The organism is Sphingobacterium spiritivorum ATCC 33861 (genome assembly GCF_000143765.1).
Taxonomy (GTDB): Bacteria; Bacteroidota; Bacteroidia; order Sphingobacteriales; family Sphingobacteriaceae; genus Sphingobacterium; species Sphingobacterium spiritivorum.
The window spans coordinates 1,753,539-1,769,024 of sequence record NZ_GL379770.1 but is presented as its reverse complement, the minus strand read 5'-3'; the positions used below and the strand labels follow the sequence as shown (position 1 = coordinate 1,769,024).

Below are 15,486 nucleotides of genomic sequence, written 5' to 3'. Positions count from 1 at the left end.
GTCCGGATTTTAAATCCGGACCTGACTGCTGTAAAAGCCCAAAGGATCTGTTATAACTGTATCGTCTGCTCTATATGTATTTGATCCAAAAAGTACTCATCATGCGATATAGCGAGTAAAGTACCTTTGTAATCATTTATAGCAGAGGTTAGAATTTCCATATTCTGAATATCCAGATTATTTGTCGGTTCATCAAGAATAATAATGTCAGGGGCCTGATTGCTTATTGTAAGACAGCATAGCATCAGTCTCATTTTTTCTCCGCCGCTCAATGCCATACAAGGCTTATCCCATGTATCTCTGTCGAAAAGAAACCGAACCAGACGGATCTTTATTTCATGCTCCTGTAAAGCTGAAGAATTGAAGTGTGATGCCTGTTCAAATACTGTCAGATCACTATCGATCAGAGAATAATCCTGATCGATATATACAGCATGCCGGATCGCACTGAACAAAGTTCCGTTACTCGGCGACAAATTGCCCAGTATCATATTGATCAATGTAGTTTTACCGGAACCGTTTGCACCTTTTATAGCGTACCTGTCGCCACTGAAAATTTTAAAAGACACATTCTCGTTCCATATAGCTGAATGAGCATAAGCATAATTGATGTCTTTAGCATCTACTAACACTTTTCCTTTATGTAAGGAGGACTGATCAAATCCAAATTTCATTCTGTCCGTATCTGAGACTTCTTTGCGTAACATATCCAGATCATTTGTGATATGGCCTAATTTTTCAGCGTGAACATCCTTAATTTTGGCCGTGCTTCGCTCAGCACTGTTGCGCAGCGTATTCATCACAATGGTTGGAAGACCTGCTTTCTCCTGTTTCTTTTTACCCCGGGCATCCAGCTTTTGTTGTCTTTCCATTGTTTCCCGTTCCACCTCCTTAGCCTTACGCAATGCTTTTTCCTTACTTCTGATATCTTGTTCCAGTGCTTCTGACTCAATCTTCTTTTGCTCTACATAATGGTCATAATTGCCACCGTATATTCGGATTCCTTTAGGGCTGAGCTCGTAAACAGTATTCAGCAGATTCAGTAACTGCCGGTCATGACTTACGATAAGCAATGTCAGATTGGTCTGTGTAATAAACTCATACAGCTTCGCTCTGCCTGTACGATCCAGATGATTACTGGGTTCATCCATCAATACCACATCCGGTTCATGAATCATTACACCGGATAAGAATACTTTAGTCTTCTGTCCACCGCTCAGCCGGCTCATAGACTGCTGGAGATCGATATTTTCGATTCCCCAATAGTGAAAAGCTTTCTGGCAACGTTCTTCAATACTCCAGTCATCATCCAGTATCTGCAGTTGTTCATCTGTCATCCGTCCATCCAGTATTTCATAAAAAGCCTTCAGTTTAGCGCTTATGCCCAGCGCTTCAGCCACAGTACTTGTATTATATTGTCCGTAGTGCTGCGGCACATCATAGCATTTTGCGTCTAAATGAATCTGCCCGGAAGAAGGTTGAATCTTACCTGCAATAAGTTTGAGAAGCGTAGACTTGCCCACACCGTTGTTACCAATAAGTGCAATTTTATGCTGCTGTTGTATATGGAGTGAAATCTGATCGAATAAGAGCTCCTTATTCGGGTGTATATATGTAATTTGTTGTAAACTAATCATCAGTAATTTCTTTAAAAATTAAACAATAAATGAGCTGACTTGAGAAGTTCAGATCCCTGTTAATGCTATTAAAAGAAATTTGATATTACATATATACTGCTTTGGGTTACTGTTGCAAAGGTAGAAAATTTTCTTAAATAAATGCTAACGCAGAATTTTGTAAAATAAAAAGGCCGTATTAAACATCTGCTGTTCAACCGGCCTTCTATGTATATAAAGGAAAAAATTATGCTAATTTACAGCTTGCTTTACCACGCCAATATATAATGGGGTGTTGGTATTATCCTTCTTACCGACAAGAATAATAGAATAATAATTGTCCGGATCTAATTTTATTCCATCTCTGCTTACCAGTACGGTGCCTGATTCATCTTTTACGGATAATTTGAAAGTACCGCTAGCCTGAGGCAAAAAGATCTGATTAGCAGTAGCTGTGGTCTGAGTTTCAGTAGCTCTGTCTTTAAATTTATCATTCAAAGCCGCATCACCGATCTGCAAAGAAACTTTTCCAGGCATATCTGCTAAATTGAAGAAGCGAAGACCGGTCTGCTTTTCCGTTCCTGATGTAATGCTCATTTTTTTATCTTCTGTAATAAAGTGTTTTGCTTTATCCTTATTACCAAAAGTAAAGGAGGAATAATAAACACTGTCTTTCACTGCAAATGTGGTATCTACCAGTGTTTTAGGATCCTGAGTTCCTTTTACAATAATATTCCGGTTTCCAGTGAATAGGCCTACCCAGTCATACCCCTTATACATTAATGGAAAATACGGATTCTGGACAGCACGCTGATCCGCATAATAAACAATGCCCTGAGCATCCGAAAATCCATTGATCATGGTAAGTCCGCCTGCAGGAATGTCAATATAATTGTTGTCATCGTCTTTCAGACAGCTGCTAAGTAAAAAGCTACTTAATACAAAGCAGATCATTAGATAAAATGTATGTTTTTTCATGTTTTCTAAAGTTTAGATTTCCGTTTACCGAAATTCAGTTATTCTTTCTCTTCTGGATTATAAACGAATTGAAGAATCGAAAAGCTACAGATTTATTTAAAAATTTATGTTTATATAAATTTTTAAAGCTGTAAATTGCTAAAAAATAGTTTGTTATAATTAAATATGTCGTTTTTCAGAATATGTGGAATGTTCAATCAGATAGGAGAAATTTACATTTCCGTTAACGGTGAAGAGGACATAAAAAGCAACAAACATTTATGTATTCCAATAGTTTTAACATAAAAGAAAATATTATGGCTATAATTGATCAAATCACTACTTACCTGGGCAATGAAGCTGATGAATTACTCCGTTATGAGAGTAAAGCTGTTGCCAGAGACATACTTCATCTCCCATCGCCTGATTTTATCGATCAGGTATATGGTATTTCTGACCGTAATCCGCAGACTATCCGTAGTCTGGGACAGCTTTTTGGATATGGGCGTCTCGCAAATACCGGATATTTATCCATATTACCCATTGATCAGGGGATAGAACACAGTGCCGGTGCATCCTTTGCTGCAAATCCTTTATATTTTGATCCTGAGAATATTGTAAAGCTGGCAATAGAAGGAGGCTGTAATGCCGTTGCCACTACGTTTGGTGTATTAGGTTCCGTTGCACGCCGATACGCACATAAGATCCCTTTTATTGTCAAGATAAATCATAATGAGTTATTGACTTACCCCAACAAAAGCGAGCAAATCCTCTATGGAACCGTTCGCGAAGCCTGGAATCTTGGAGCGGCTGCAGTAGGAGCAACAATATATTTCGGATCAGATGATTCAGGAAGACAGATTGTGGAAGTTGCAAAAGCGTTTGAGGAAGCTCATCGTCTAGGTATGGCAACCATTCTTTGGTGCTATCTTCGCAATGATGCTTTCAAGACAGGAGGCAAGGATTATCATCTTTCGGCAGATCTGACGGGGCAGGCCAATCATCTGGGAGTAACGATACAGGCAGATATCATTAAACAAAAATTACCTGAATTAAACGGAGGTTATCAGGCGCTCAATATGGGCAGCAGCAGCTATGGCAAGCTCGACGAACGCATGTATACAGAACTGGCTTCAGATCATCCTATTGATCTTTGCCGCTATCAGGTATTGAATTGCTTCTCCGGTCGTGCAGGACTTATCAATTCAGGAGGTGCATCGGGTAAAAATGATTTTCCGGATGCAGTCAAAACCGCAGTTATCAATAAAAGAGCCGGAGGAACCGGATTGATATCCGGTAGAAAAGCCTTTCAAAGACCAATGAAAGAAGGTGTACAGCTTCTGCATGCGATACAGGATGTATATCTGTCTAAGGATATTACGATAGCTTAAGTAAATAGTTAGTTTACTTAAGTATGAAGTTCCCCCCCTGATCGCGGATCAGGGGGTTGCTATTCCTTAATTCTATCTCTGATTTTTTACCTGATTATCTTCATCGCCAGATGAAAACCATCAACACATCCGCATAACTGACCGATTGTTGAGGTTAAAAGCCTGCATTTTTCAGTATAAGATATAATGCAGATTACTATTATATAAAGAATGATACAAAAGCATTTCTTTATGAAAGGTTGACTTTCTGTTAAAATTATTATCTTCACGTCCGGAAAATAAGGAGCACACATGTCAAATAAAACCAATGCTGTCCGGATGCTGGATCAGCTTAAGGTCAATTATGAACTACGGGAATATGATGTTGACGAAGACGATTTAAGTGCTGGTCATGTCGCAGAATCATTGGGTCTCGATCCTAAATCATTATATAAAACCTTAGTTTTAAAAGGGAATACCGGAGGATACTTGGTCGCGGTAATTCCGGGAGATACACAACTTGATCTTAAGAAAATAGCGAAGGCTTCCGGTAATAAGAATTGCGAAATGATTCCTGTAAAAAATATACAGACACTGACCGGATATATACGGGGAGGCTGTTCGCCTATCGGAATGAAAAAAGCATTTCCGACTTACATAGAACAATCTGTCCGGGAGCAGACTTCCATTAGTATCAGTGCCGGGAAAAGGGGATTGCAGATTATCCTGAGCCCGCAGGATCTGGTAAAGGTTACGAATGCCCGATATGCTGAATTGATATAGCTGCAAGTATTTATACAAAGCCATATTATCAGCAAAATAAAACCATCATTATAAAGTATAAATAGATATTATCATTACCTTATGTTTAATTCTCCTGCAGATTTATCCACCTCAAAAAAACATTACGCCATATTGGACGGACTTAGAGGTGTGGCCGCTCTGGTCATTGTGATCTTCCATTTCCTGGAATGGATTTACAGCGATTTTAGTGATAATATAGTAGGACACGGCTATCTGGCTGTCGATTTTTTCTTTTGCTTATCCGGTTTTGTAATAGGCTATGCCTATGATGATCGTATTAATCAAATGGGGCTTAAACAGTTTTTTATTTCCAGAGCTATACGCCTGCATCCTTTAGTGATTCTGGGTGGCATCCTGGGTTTATTAGGCTATTTCTTTGATCCTTTTACCGGACCGGAAGAAGTTCTTTCTACTAGTCGCATGATCCTCATTATAGTCTTTACTCTGGTTCTTATCCCGTTTCCGGTAATGAAAGATAAGGTTTATAACATGTTTGGACTGAATGCTCCGGCATGGTCTCTCTTTTGGGAGTATATAGCCAATATTGTATATGCTTTATTTCTGTCCCGTATCAGACGGACATTCCTTATACTGTTAACCCTTGTTGCTGCAGGTGTTTTATGTTATGTAAGTTATACAGCTGGTGGCCTTTCCGGGGGATGGGGAAAAGGAAATTTTTGGGAAGGCGGTGCACGTATTGGCTATTCCTTTCTTGCAGGTTTACTTATTCATCGTTCCAAATGGATTCTACATTCCAAACTAGGCTTTGCAAGTCTTAGTATTTTGCTGATACTGCCATTTATGATGCCGTTCACATCATGGAACTGGCTGGCAGAATCTCTGGTTGTGCTTTTCTATTTTCCGTTACTTGTATCTCTGGGCGCAGGGGCAGTTCTTTCACCTTCCTTACGAAAGATCTGCAATTTTTCGGGACAGATATCCTATCCGATCTATATGACTCATTATTGGGGAATATGGGTGTTTGCTCACTATTATATGCAATACAAGCCAAGTACAGAGCAGCTTTTTTACATCATACCGGTATGTGTTATACTATTGGTATTGTTTGCGTACCTGACAATGATTATATACGATATTCCCATACGAAGATATTTAAGCCGCAAAATGCGCAAATAACACTTTTATTTTCTGTGCTGACCCAATTTTTTTACTTTTTGCAGCCACTTGTGTCTTAATGCATCAGAAGACGTCTTGACAATACCCACATAAGTCACTTTTACAGGACTGATTCCGCAAAATTGTAAGACGGAGCGCTTTAACTGATTGACACTGGGGCGACCGAAGAAAAGGCGGTAATACCATCCCGGTTGATCTAATGTCGTAATGATATGAGCCGATCTTCCTTTTAACAATTTGTCCCAAAAAACGGAATCGGGACGATACTGAAAGGCCATGCCGGGAAGGAATAAGCGATCTATAAATCCTTTGCTGATAGCCGGAAGACCTCCCCACCATACCGGATGAATCCATACAATATGATCGGCCTTCAGAATCTTTTGCCAGGCCCTCTGCAGATCGGGTTCCAACTCCATCCGCTGACGGTAACCATACCGCAGATTAGGATTAAACTGTAATTCCGATATTATGATTTCTTCCACATGAGCTCCGGACTCCAGCGCACCCTGTTTATAGGCTTCCGCAAGTGCTGCATTGAAAGAATTGCCGTTCGGATGAGCGTTGATGATAAGGATTTTATTTTTTGACATTATGGCTGCTGTTTGTACAAAAATACCATATAGAACAACAGGCTGCACAAGACAAATGTCCTAAAAAACAATTTCCCGTCTTATACGACTAAGATGCCGCTGTGTTATACCCAGATAAGTCGCCAGATATTGAAGAGGAATAAGGCGGATATAGTCAGGTTGATTCTGAAGCAGGCTGGTATAACGTTGAATGGCCTGCTGCCGCTGCAATTGAAAAATACGTTGTTCCAGTTCAATATATTGTTGTTCGGCAATCATTTTCTGAAACCGGATCCAGCCAGGATAAAGATCATCCAGTTTTCTGATATCATCAGCACTGATCACAACAAGCTCAGCATTGGAAATCGCCTGTATATTTTCCAAACTGGGAGTCTGTTGTATAAGGGATGAATAAGCCGCCAGTAATTCCTGAGGAAAACGAAAACAATAGGTAATCTCGTCCATATTGTCATTCAGATAGTAGGAACGAAAAATTCCGGAGACAACCAGTGCAACCTCACTTGAATAATTACCTTCCCGGATAAAATAGTCTCCTTTCTTTATCGACTTAGGTTTGAAATGAGAGGCAATCACATCCACTTCAGAATCGGTGAAAAGCTCAAAACTTTCTAAATAGGAACTGATTGTAATATCTGACTGCATACTTATATCCAAAAGATAAATATACAGTATTGTGGTAAGTTATTATTCAAAATTGGCGTAAAATCTGTTTTTTGCGACTTTTATTTAGAATCAGACATTCACAAGACAAACGCCTGTCAGCAAAATTGTAACTTGTACATATTCATTAAAAATAATTTATCATGGGAATTTTAGATAATAAAGTAGCTATTGTGACCGGAGCAGGATCAGGAATTGGTCGTGCTGTAGCTTTGTCTTATGGAAAAGAAGGTGCAAAAGTAGTCGTTTCAGATATTAATGAAAAAGCCGGCCAGGAAACGGTAGATACAGTTGTCCGGGCCGGAGGCACAGCCTTCTTTTTTAAGGCAGATACCTCGTCTGCAGAAGAAAATGAGGCTCTTGTAGAGGCAACAATAGAAAAATACGGAAAATTGGATATTGCCTGCAACAATGCGGGTATAGGTGGTGCAGCTGCATTAAGCGGAGACTATGGACTGGAGGATTGGAAAAAAGTAACTGATATCAATTTTAACGGTGTATTTTACGGATGTAAATACCAGCTAAAAGCTATGGAGAAAAACGGAGGAGGAGCTATCGTCAACATGGCTTCCATACATGGTATGGTCGCTGCACCCATGTCATCCGCCTATACAGCGTCTAAGCATGCTGTAGTAGGATTGACCCGCAACATAGGTGCTGAATACGGTCCGAAGAATATACGTTGTAATGCGGTAGGCCCGGGATATATCATGACACCTTTACTGACCACACATCTGGGTAAAGAACAATTGGAAGCCTTGCGTGCGAAGCATCCGATGGGACGCCTTGGCGACGCAGAAGAAGTAGCTGAATTAGTACTGTTCTTAAGCTCTGATAAAGCGTCCTTTATGACAGGAGGGTACTATCTCATAGATGGCGGTTATACTGCTGTTTAGTACTTTAAATACATTTTCAACAAAAATACAGCAAAGAATAATAATAGATTGAACGGTTGTAAAGTATTTTTTTACAACCGTTTTTATATTTTTTTGGATAATGCCGTATAAAGCAGAGAATCTAAAATCGCTAAACGTAATAATAAACAGTGTAAAACACAAAAACACCTTTCTCGGTTGGAAACAGGAAAAAACCAGAGCAAAAATTACTTTCAATAAGATGAAAAGAAGATACACACGCAGTTGAAATCACTAATTTTACAGTGAGCCTCACAGAAAAATAAAGTGAGCTTTTCAGAAAAGTAAAACAGTTACAGAATTTTTAATTTTGTAAATTAATATTATCATCAGGTTATGAATGAACAGCAAGAAGATATATACGACACCCTAAGCTATTCGGGTGTATTCCTTTCGTGCTTTTCCGAATATGGTACACACTGTGTACACTCCAAGCCCGAACACGTTTTGGTGTATATCTATTCGGGCGAGCAGGTAATCGTTGACAGAAATAAAAAGACCATTATAAAAGCGGGAGAATGCGCATTCATAAGAAGGGATAACCGCCTGCAAATGTTCAAAAACAGTAAAGGCACAGATTGCTACAAAGGTATTTCGCTGACATTCCAACGTAATGTACTGCGGGAATTTTACAGTAAGATGAATAAGGCGGATATACCCAAAGATGTACCTATATCTGATAAAAAAGCATTCAAATTAAAACAAAGCCCTGCGATAGAGAGCTTGTTCCAATCGCTAACCCCATATTTTGACAGCAATGTAAAACCAACAGAGGGAGTAACACACTTAAAATTATTGGAAGGTATTTATGCTTTGCTCAACAGTTCGGAGCAATTTTACCCGATACTTTTTGACTTTGCCGACCCGTGGAAGATTGACCTATTGGAGTTCCTGAATGAAAACTATATGCAGGAGCTTTCAATGGAACAAATCGCAGCTTTTACAGGTCGGAGTTTAGCAACATTCAAAAGGGATTTCAAAAAGATAAGCAGCCTGACACCACAAAAATGGCTCATCAATAAACGTTTGGAAATGGCTTATATCAAACTGAAAGAAGAAAAGAAAAAAGTACAGGAAGTTTATACAGAAGTTGGTTTTAAAAACCTTTCCCACTTTTCTACCGCATTTAAAAGGCAATACGGAATACCGCCGACAGAGATATAAAATTGAGCTTTACAGAAAAGTAATTTGAGCCTTACAGCAAAACCGCTGTAAGGCTTTGTTGTTAACTTTGTATTGTAAAAAGTAAGGCAATGGAAATAGAAACGACAGATATATTTAAACGGTTACGCAATGGCGAAAGCGTCCCATTCAGCGACCCTCAATATTCTAAAATAGGACAAGCCTGTAACGATAAAAAGAAATTGTTGCTTCAAATGAACGGCACAGCTGAGCCGGACGAAGTAAGAAGTTTATTGAGCCAAATCACAGGTTCGGAAATAGACAAAAGCACAACCGTATTTACACCACTACATATTAATTACGGTCGGCATATCAAAATAGGTAAAAACGTATTCATCAACTTCGATTGTGTATTTCTTGATTTGGGCGGCATTACTATTGAAGACAATGTATTGATAGCTCCAAAGGTCAGCCTGCTATCGGAGGGACACCCTGTAACGCCGGGAAACAGGGCTACACTGACCACGGGACATATCCATATCAAAAAGAATGCCTGGATTGGCGCAGGTGCTATCATTACGCAGGGTGTAACTATTGGCGAAAATGCCATAGTAGCCGCAGGCGCGGTCGTTTCAAAAAATGTTCCCGATAATACGATTGTAGGTGGTATTCCTGCAAAAATCATTAAATCGATTTAAAATAGAGAGATATGAAAAGATTATCAGTTTTAGCAGTAGTAATCCTGATGTTTTTAGGACAATCCTCCGCGCAACATACGAACAATAAAAATTCAGAGAAAATGAACTATACGGCAAAAACAGAACACTATACGTTTGAGTTGAGCGATAAAGTAACACGTCAGAAAGTAACCTTCAAAAACCGCTACGGGATTACGCTTTCAGGAGATTTATACATCCCGAAAAATAACGGCAGCGAGCCTTTGGCAGCACTTGCCATTAGTGGGCCTTTCGGGGCTGTGAAAGAACAATCATCGGGATTGTATGCCAACCAAATGGCAGAACGTGGATTTATTGCACTGGCATTCGACCCGTCCTATACGGGCGAGAGTGGCGGAGAACCGAGAAATATTGCTTCTTCTGACATCAATACAGAAGATTTCAGCGCAGCAGTAGATTTTCTTGGAATACAAAAAAATATAAACAGAAACAAAATTGGTATCATTGGTATCTGTGGGTTTGGAGGATTTGCCCTGAATGCAACAGCTATTGACAAACGGATAAAAGCGGTAGTTACTACAAGTATGTATGATATTCCACGCGCTTCGTCAAAAGGGTATTACGATAAAGTAACCTTAGAAGAACGTACAAAAACATTGGAGCAAATGAGCCAGCAACGTTGGAAAGATGCAGAAACAGGAGTGCCTGCTTATGGAAACTGCCCAAATCCGGATACACTGAAAGGAGATGAACCACAATTTGTAAAAGATTATTTTGATTATTACAAAACCAAGAGAGGTTTTCATACACGCTCTGTCAATTCCAATGCAGCCTGGACTTTAACCAATGGTTTTTCATTAATGAATATGCCTATCTTATCCTACATCAAAGAAATCTCGCCACGTCCTATATTACTTATTGCAGGGGAAAATGCACATTCCCGTTATTTCAGTGAAGACATTTACAAAATGGCAGCAGAACCAAAGGAATTAATGATTATCCCCAATGCGGTACACGTAGATTTGTATGACAAGGTTGATATAATTCCTTTTGGTAAGTTGGAAACATTCTTTAAAGACAATTTGAAATAAAATGGGTTATCTATGAAACATTCTTTTTTAATGGTTGTGGCTTTTATGACAATGCTTGTATGCAGTGCTTCGTCCTGCGATAAGAATGATAATAATAGCAACACAAATAATAACCCCGAAAACACTACCCCTATAGCTAACGGTAAAATCAAAATAAAGGTCGGTTCGCAAACCTTCACAGCTACGTTGTTAGACAACAATTCGGTAAAAGCCTTCAAGGAAATGCTGCCTTTAACCATCAATATGGTGGATTTGAACAATAATGAGAAATACTATGATTTGCCGAACAGCCTGCCGACCAATCCATCCAATCCCGGAACCATTAAAAACGGGGATTTAATGTTGTACGGTTCAAAAACATTGGTGCTGTTTTACAAGACCTTTTCCACCTCTTACAGCTATACAAAATTAGGTGCGTTAGATGATGTAACGGGTTTGGCATCCGCATTGGGTTCAGGGAATGTAACCGTTACTTTTGAAATGAAATAAGCATTGAAAAATAATTATAGTCAGCTCAAATTCCTATATTCAACAGGATTGCCAATTCATGTAACATCATGAATAACGATATACTTTTTTAAGTTCAGTTTTCGAAGAAAAATACTGTATTTTAGAAAAAAAAAGAAAGTCATCAATTCTGATGAAAGCATTAACATTAATTGTCATAGTATTAAGTATCAGTTTTTCGGCAGTAAAGGCTCAGCAGATTACGGTTGAATCTCTGGTAAAAGCATGGAAAGTAAAGGACAAAACGCAGTCTTTCAAAGCAGAAGAAACCTATGCACAGTTAAAGCAAAGAGCCGGATATGCGGCCCATCAGAAACTCATGGAAAATTTGTATTCCTATCTCAGATCACATCCGGACGACAGACTGAAGGTACGTATAGATATGTACGATATATTGGGTAAAAAAGAGTACAACAAACCGGTAAACGAAGAAGATTCTGTCCGGCTGTATGAGGATATTATGATAGCACACAAGCTGGAAGATGAACAGCTGAAATCGGAACTCTATACCTTATATGCTGAAGTAGGACACAATAATTATGTGTTGTATAATCTCAAAGCATTAGAGCTGCAGAAAAAAATCGGCTTAGCGCATTTCAAATTTGTTCACAACAGATATTTCAATGCCAGTTATGGACTATATAATAACAATGAGTATCAGCAAAGTATCGATTACGGGCTTCAATGTCTCCGGTATAAAGATGTCGCCACAGAAACCTGGGATCCGAGAGTATATCTTTTTCAGCTGGATATTGTAGGAGCTTCATATCTTAAGCTGGCCAAATATGACAGCTGTATATATTACTACAGACAGATACTGGACACCTTGCAAAAAAAGCCTGATTCATCTCCTTACATCCAAAAATTATGGCTGGGTATCGCCTCCGGTAATATTGGTCATGCCCTTATCCTGAAAGGAGAGGAGCAGGCAGGAATCCCGATGGTACAGCAATGGCTGCTCAGCAGCACGGAGTTTAACTCGTATAATAATATATCCAAGGCTTTAAATGTACTGGCGGCTGTAGACTGGCAACATAAGGAGTATGCCGATGCGTTGCAAAAGTGGAAATCAAGTTATATAGCAGCTGAAAAAGTAGGAAATTACATCGATGAATTTAAAATAGAAGCCCTGGAAGGTATAGTAAAGAGCTACCGTACATTACATAACCCGGATAGTGCATATAAATATGGAGATCTGTCCGATAAGTTGAGTAAGGAACGGTTACTTGCCATAAATTCAAAAAAGCTATCCGTTATGAAAACGCAAATGGCTTTTGATGATATGCAGGTCAATTTACAGGACATGAGTAACCACCTGAAACAGGAAAGGACGATTCGGAATTTTTCATTAATAGCGATTGTATTACTGACCATTATCAGCTTATTAATCTACAACAGGCAAAAACTCACAGCTCAGCTGTTACTTTCTAAACAGGAAACAGCTAAAAAAGAGATTTCGGATGCAAAGATGCAATTAGCAGAGTTCGCTAAGCATATCCGCCAGAAGCAACAACTTGTGCATCGCTTACAGCTGGTCATCAGGCAAAATAATTATCCGAATGAAGAAGAGGAGGGGAGTATTCACAATGATCTTTCCAATTATGTATTGGTCACGGATGAAGAATGGGGAAAATTTAAAGAAGCTTTTAGCAAAGCCTATCCGCTATTCTTTATCAGGCTCAAAGAGATTGTAGAAAGGATCACGCCGGCTGAAGAGCGATTGGCAAGTCTTATTTTTCTGCAACTGAGCAACAAACAAATAGCTAATACATTAGGAATCAGCACAGATAGTGTAGCAAGAAGTAAGAGAAGGTTGAAATCCAGAATCAACCTTCCCTCAGATATCAGACTCGAAGATTATATCAGTACGCTGAATGAATCCTCCCTAACATAAGGATGAATACAGAGTAGCATAATACTTACGTTGACTATGACAAATGGCTTAAATCAGTTGTGCAAGTGCTTCTTTGGAAAAGCCCTTCAGTTTATCCATTTGATTTTGTTCAATCTTTTGTACCCATTGTGGATCTGCTAACAAGGCACGTCCTACAGCCACCAGGTCAAAATCTCCTCTGTCGTATCTGCGCAATAATTCATCCAAAGGACTTGGCTGAGAACTTTCACCCGCAAATGCAGCCAGAAATTCGCCATCAAGACCTACAGAGCCCACTGTAATAGTAGGTTTTCCTGTAATTTTTTTGGCCCAACCTGCAAAGTTAAGATCAGATCCCTCAAATTCCGGTTCCCAGAAACGACGTTGCGAGCAATGGAAGATATCCACTCCGGCCTCTGAAAGCGGTAACAGCCATTGTTCCATTTCCTGCGGAGTCTGTGCCAGTTTATAATGGTAGTCGGCTGGTTTCCACTGTGACAAGCGGATAATGACAGCAAAATCTTCACCCACTCTGCGTCTTACTTCTTTAATAACTTCGGTCGCAAATCTGGAACGTTCTGCTAAAGTCTCTCCACCATAGCTATCTGTACGATTATTCGTGGCTTTCCAAAAGAACTGATCAATAAGATAGCCATGTGCACCATGCAATTCCACACAATCAAACCCCAATCGTTTTGCTTCTGCTGCTGCATCTCCGTAAGCCCGGATAGCAGCGTCAATGTCGTCAGTAGTCATAGCTTTACCATTGGCCAGGCCGGGACTGTTATATGCAGACGGGCCTTCAAAAGGAGAAGCAGGTCTCCATCCCGAATGGTGATCAGGCATAATACCCATATGCCATATCTGTGGCCCCATGCTGCCTCCGGCCTGATGGACTTCCTGAATGACTTTCTGCCAGCCTTCTAACGCTTTGTGCCCGTAAAAATGAGGTACATCGGGATCGTTAGAAGAAGATATACGGTTGATCACCGTACCTTCTGATAAAATCAGACCTACATCAGCAGCCGCACGTTTGCCATAATAAGAAGCGACATCCGAAGTAGGAATACCCTGAGGAGAAAAGGAACGAGTCATCGGAGCCATCACAAATCTGTTTTTAAGATGCAATGATTTGAGTTGAAAGGGCTGAAATAAATTATTATTACTCATAAAATTCCTGTTTTTTGTTTTTATAGTTCGTCTTTAAAAAAATTACTTATTAACTGTAAAATTTCTTCATTTCGTTTGTAATAGATCCATTGACCTATTTTGACGGAATGTACCAGATTAGCTTTCTGCATAATGGCCAGGTATTCGGATACTGTAGATTGTGTCAGTCCGGATTTTCTCTGTATCTGCCCCACACAAACCCCGATCTCACGAAGATCTGCATGCTCCTGATAGGGGAAGTGCGCCTCCGGATCCTTGAGCCATTGTAAAATTTGAAAACGACCTTTGTTAGAGAGCGCTTTAAATATTTCTATATAATCCATAGACAAATATATCGGGAAATCCCGATATAGTCAGCAGCATTTATAAAACATGATGAATAGCTGACAGTGGATTTATATCCGACGACAATTACGATATAGATTTGAGAAAAGAGCACAGAAAAATCATAAAGTTTTCGATTCATCTTTATACATTATCCGTTTTTTGTCCGGCATAAAACAGCATAGCTTTTTAATGGAAATGCTATTTTTGAATATATGAAGACAGGTAAAAATTCAAATCGGATAGTATTACTTATTATACTGCTGGCTTTGATTCTGATGCTTGGGGTTTGGCTGTATTTTGAATGCAGAATAAAACAAATATAATCAGACACAAATTGTGAAGATCTATTAATACCGTAAGTAACAACGTGGGAAATGAGAGGGAATTATATAAAACGAAAAAGGAGCCGAAGCTCCATTTATCACACATTAAGTAAAGTTTCCTTTAGCTTTCATCAAAAGTAATTAAATATATTTGGTTAAACAAGCGAACAGCGCTAAAATCAATTAAATTATTTTGGCTTAAGGCTAAAAGAGTCAATCACTTATATATCTTATCCGAAACTTTCATGGTTTAAATTTGATGTTAATTACAGGATTTGTCTTACGTATTTTTATGAGAAATCTGAATAGTACATTAATCTGCTTACGATATGTATTATTTTTATCTTT

General features: G+C 39.1%; 15 protein-coding genes. 9 read left to right on the top strand and 6 right to left on the bottom strand.

The window, feature by feature from the left end; genetic code table 11:
* Positions 1-50: 50 nt before the first annotated feature.
* Positions 51-1,637: a ribosomal protection-like ABC-F family protein gene (gene abc-f, locus HMPREF0766_RS07800; RefSeq protein WP_002995370.1), complete on the bottom strand. Its 1,587-nt coding sequence runs from the start codon at positions 1,635-1,637 to the stop codon at positions 51-53.
* A 231-nt stretch (positions 1,638-1,868) separates the two neighbouring features.
* Complete coding sequence (locus HMPREF0766_RS07795; RefSeq protein ID WP_002995368.1) at positions 1,869-2,594, bottom strand: DUF4397 domain-containing protein; 726 nt, start codon at positions 2,592-2,594, stop codon at positions 1,869-1,871.
* Positions 2,595-2,890: 296 nt separating this feature from the next.
* Here HMPREF0766_RS07795 and HMPREF0766_RS07790 point away from each other — a divergent pair, with 296 nt between their 5' ends.
* The 3 genes from HMPREF0766_RS07790 (at position 2,891) to HMPREF0766_RS07780 (ending at position 5,884) form a co-directional block, all read left to right on the top strand.
* Positions 2,891-3,964 carry a class I fructose-bisphosphate aldolase gene (locus tag HMPREF0766_RS07790; protein WP_037459730.1) on the top strand — a complete coding sequence of 358 codons (1,074 nt, stop codon included), beginning with the start codon at positions 2,891-2,893 and terminating at the stop codon, positions 3,962-3,964.
* Between the two features lie 291 nt (positions 3,965-4,255).
* Positions 4,256-4,726, top strand: coding sequence for a Cys-tRNA(Pro) deacylase (gene ybaK / locus HMPREF0766_RS07785; protein ID WP_002995363.1), 471 nt, complete (start codon positions 4,256-4,258; stop codon positions 4,724-4,726).
* 81 nt (positions 4,727-4,807) lie between these two features.
* Positions 4,808-5,884 (top strand): acyltransferase family protein, encoded by a 1,077-nt coding sequence (locus HMPREF0766_RS07780; protein ID WP_002995360.1) that lies wholly within the window; start codon positions 4,808-4,810, stop codon positions 5,882-5,884.
* Between the two features lie 5 nt (positions 5,885-5,889).
* On the opposite strand, the gene HMPREF0766_RS07775 is transcribed toward HMPREF0766_RS07780, so the two are convergent.
* Both HMPREF0766_RS07775 and HMPREF0766_RS07770 read right to left on the bottom strand, forming a co-directional pair.
* Positions 5,890-6,474, bottom strand: a complete 585-nt coding sequence (locus HMPREF0766_RS07775; protein WP_037459727.1) for an NAD(P)H-dependent oxidoreductase — start codon at positions 6,472-6,474, stop codon at positions 5,890-5,892.
* A 60-nt stretch (positions 6,475-6,534) separates the two neighbouring features.
* Positions 6,535-7,116 (bottom strand): Crp/Fnr family transcriptional regulator, encoded by a 582-nt coding sequence (locus HMPREF0766_RS07770; protein WP_002995356.1) that lies wholly within the window; start codon positions 7,114-7,116, stop codon positions 6,535-6,537.
* A gap of 161 nt (positions 7,117-7,277) precedes the next feature.
* Between HMPREF0766_RS07770 and HMPREF0766_RS07765 the strand changes: the two genes are divergently transcribed.
* The 6 genes from HMPREF0766_RS07765 to HMPREF0766_RS07740 all read left to right on the top strand — a co-directional run bounded on the left by HMPREF0766_RS07765 (position 7,278) and on the right by HMPREF0766_RS07740 (position 13,339).
* On the top strand, positions 7,278-8,030 hold the full coding sequence (locus tag HMPREF0766_RS07765; RefSeq protein ID WP_002995352.1) for an SDR family NAD(P)-dependent oxidoreductase: 753 nt from the start codon (positions 7,278-7,280) through the stop codon (positions 8,028-8,030).
* A gap of 354 nt (positions 8,031-8,384) precedes the next feature.
* Positions 8,385-9,212, top strand: a complete 828-nt coding sequence (locus HMPREF0766_RS07760) for a helix-turn-helix domain-containing protein (protein ID WP_002995344.1) — start codon at positions 8,385-8,387, stop codon at positions 9,210-9,212.
* Between the two features lie 89 nt (positions 9,213-9,301).
* Positions 9,302-9,868, top strand: coding sequence for a sugar O-acetyltransferase (locus HMPREF0766_RS07755; protein WP_002995340.1), 567 nt, complete (start codon positions 9,302-9,304; stop codon positions 9,866-9,868).
* Positions 9,869-9,879: 11 nt separating this feature from the next.
* Positions 9,880-10,938 (top strand): alpha/beta hydrolase, encoded by a 1,059-nt coding sequence (locus HMPREF0766_RS07750; RefSeq protein ID WP_002995336.1) that lies wholly within the window; start codon positions 9,880-9,882, stop codon positions 10,936-10,938.
* A 12-nt stretch (positions 10,939-10,950) separates the two neighbouring features.
* Positions 10,951-11,427: a cyclophilin-like fold protein gene (locus tag HMPREF0766_RS07745; protein WP_002995334.1), complete on the top strand. Its 477-nt coding sequence runs from the start codon at positions 10,951-10,953 to the stop codon at positions 11,425-11,427.
* Between the two features lie 151 nt (positions 11,428-11,578).
* Positions 11,579-13,339, top strand: coding sequence for a helix-turn-helix transcriptional regulator (locus tag HMPREF0766_RS07740; protein ID WP_002995331.1), 1,761 nt, complete (start codon positions 11,579-11,581; stop codon positions 13,337-13,339).
* Positions 13,340-13,387: 48 nt separating this feature from the next.
* Here the strand turns inward: HMPREF0766_RS07740 and HMPREF0766_RS07735 are convergent, their stop codons facing one another.
* Together HMPREF0766_RS07735 and HMPREF0766_RS07730 are read right to left on the bottom strand one after the other, a co-directional pair.
* On the bottom strand, positions 13,388-14,488 hold the full coding sequence (locus tag HMPREF0766_RS07735) for an NADH:flavin oxidoreductase (protein ID WP_002995329.1): 1,101 nt from the start codon (positions 14,486-14,488) through the stop codon (positions 13,388-13,390).
* A 20-nt stretch (positions 14,489-14,508) separates the two neighbouring features.
* A complete protein-coding gene (locus tag HMPREF0766_RS07730; RefSeq protein WP_002995325.1) occupies positions 14,509-14,811 on the bottom strand; it encodes an ArsR/SmtB family transcription factor in 303 nt (100 codons plus the stop codon).
* Between the last annotated feature and the right edge of the window lie 675 nt (positions 14,812-15,486).

Coding starts and splice junctions, on each gene's coding strand:
- HMPREF0766_RS07735 (WP_002995329.1), bottom strand. CDS start 14,488: ATGAGTAATAATAATTTATTTCAGCCCTTTCAACTCAAATCATTGCAT.
- HMPREF0766_RS07755 (WP_002995340.1), top strand. CDS start 9,302: ATGGAAATAGAAACGACAGATATATTTAAACGGTTACGCAATGGCGAA.
- HMPREF0766_RS07795 (WP_002995368.1), bottom strand. CDS start 2,594: ATGAAAAAACATACATTTTATCTAATGATCTGCTTTGTATTAAGTAGC.
- HMPREF0766_RS07780 (WP_002995360.1), top strand. CDS start 4,808: ATGTTTAATTCTCCTGCAGATTTATCCACCTCAAAAAAACATTACGCC.
- abc-f (WP_002995370.1), bottom strand. CDS start 1,637: ATGATTAGTTTACAACAAATTACATATATACACCCGAATAAGGAGCTC.
- ybaK (WP_002995363.1), top strand. CDS start 4,256: ATGTCAAATAAAACCAATGCTGTCCGGATGCTGGATCAGCTTAAGGTC.
- HMPREF0766_RS07740 (WP_002995331.1), top strand. CDS start 11,579: ATGAAAGCATTAACATTAATTGTCATAGTATTAAGTATCAGTTTTTCG.
- HMPREF0766_RS07730 (WP_002995325.1), bottom strand. CDS start 14,811: ATGGATTATATAGAAATATTTAAAGCGCTCTCTAACAAAGGTCGTTTT.
- HMPREF0766_RS07775 (WP_037459727.1), bottom strand. CDS start 6,474: ATGTCAAAAAATAAAATCCTTATCATCAACGCTCATCCGAACGGCAAT.
- HMPREF0766_RS07790 (WP_037459730.1), top strand. CDS start 2,891: ATGGCTATAATTGATCAAATCACTACTTACCTGGGCAATGAAGCTGAT.
- HMPREF0766_RS07770 (WP_002995356.1), bottom strand. CDS start 7,116: ATGCAGTCAGATATTACAATCAGTTCCTATTTAGAAAGTTTTGAGCTT.
- HMPREF0766_RS07745 (WP_002995334.1), top strand. CDS start 10,951: ATGAAACATTCTTTTTTAATGGTTGTGGCTTTTATGACAATGCTTGTA.
- HMPREF0766_RS07760 (WP_002995344.1), top strand. CDS start 8,385: ATGAATGAACAGCAAGAAGATATATACGACACCCTAAGCTATTCGGGT.
- HMPREF0766_RS07750 (WP_002995336.1), top strand. CDS start 9,880: ATGAAAAGATTATCAGTTTTAGCAGTAGTAATCCTGATGTTTTTAGGA.
- HMPREF0766_RS07765 (WP_002995352.1), top strand. CDS start 7,278: ATGGGAATTTTAGATAATAAAGTAGCTATTGTGACCGGAGCAGGATCA.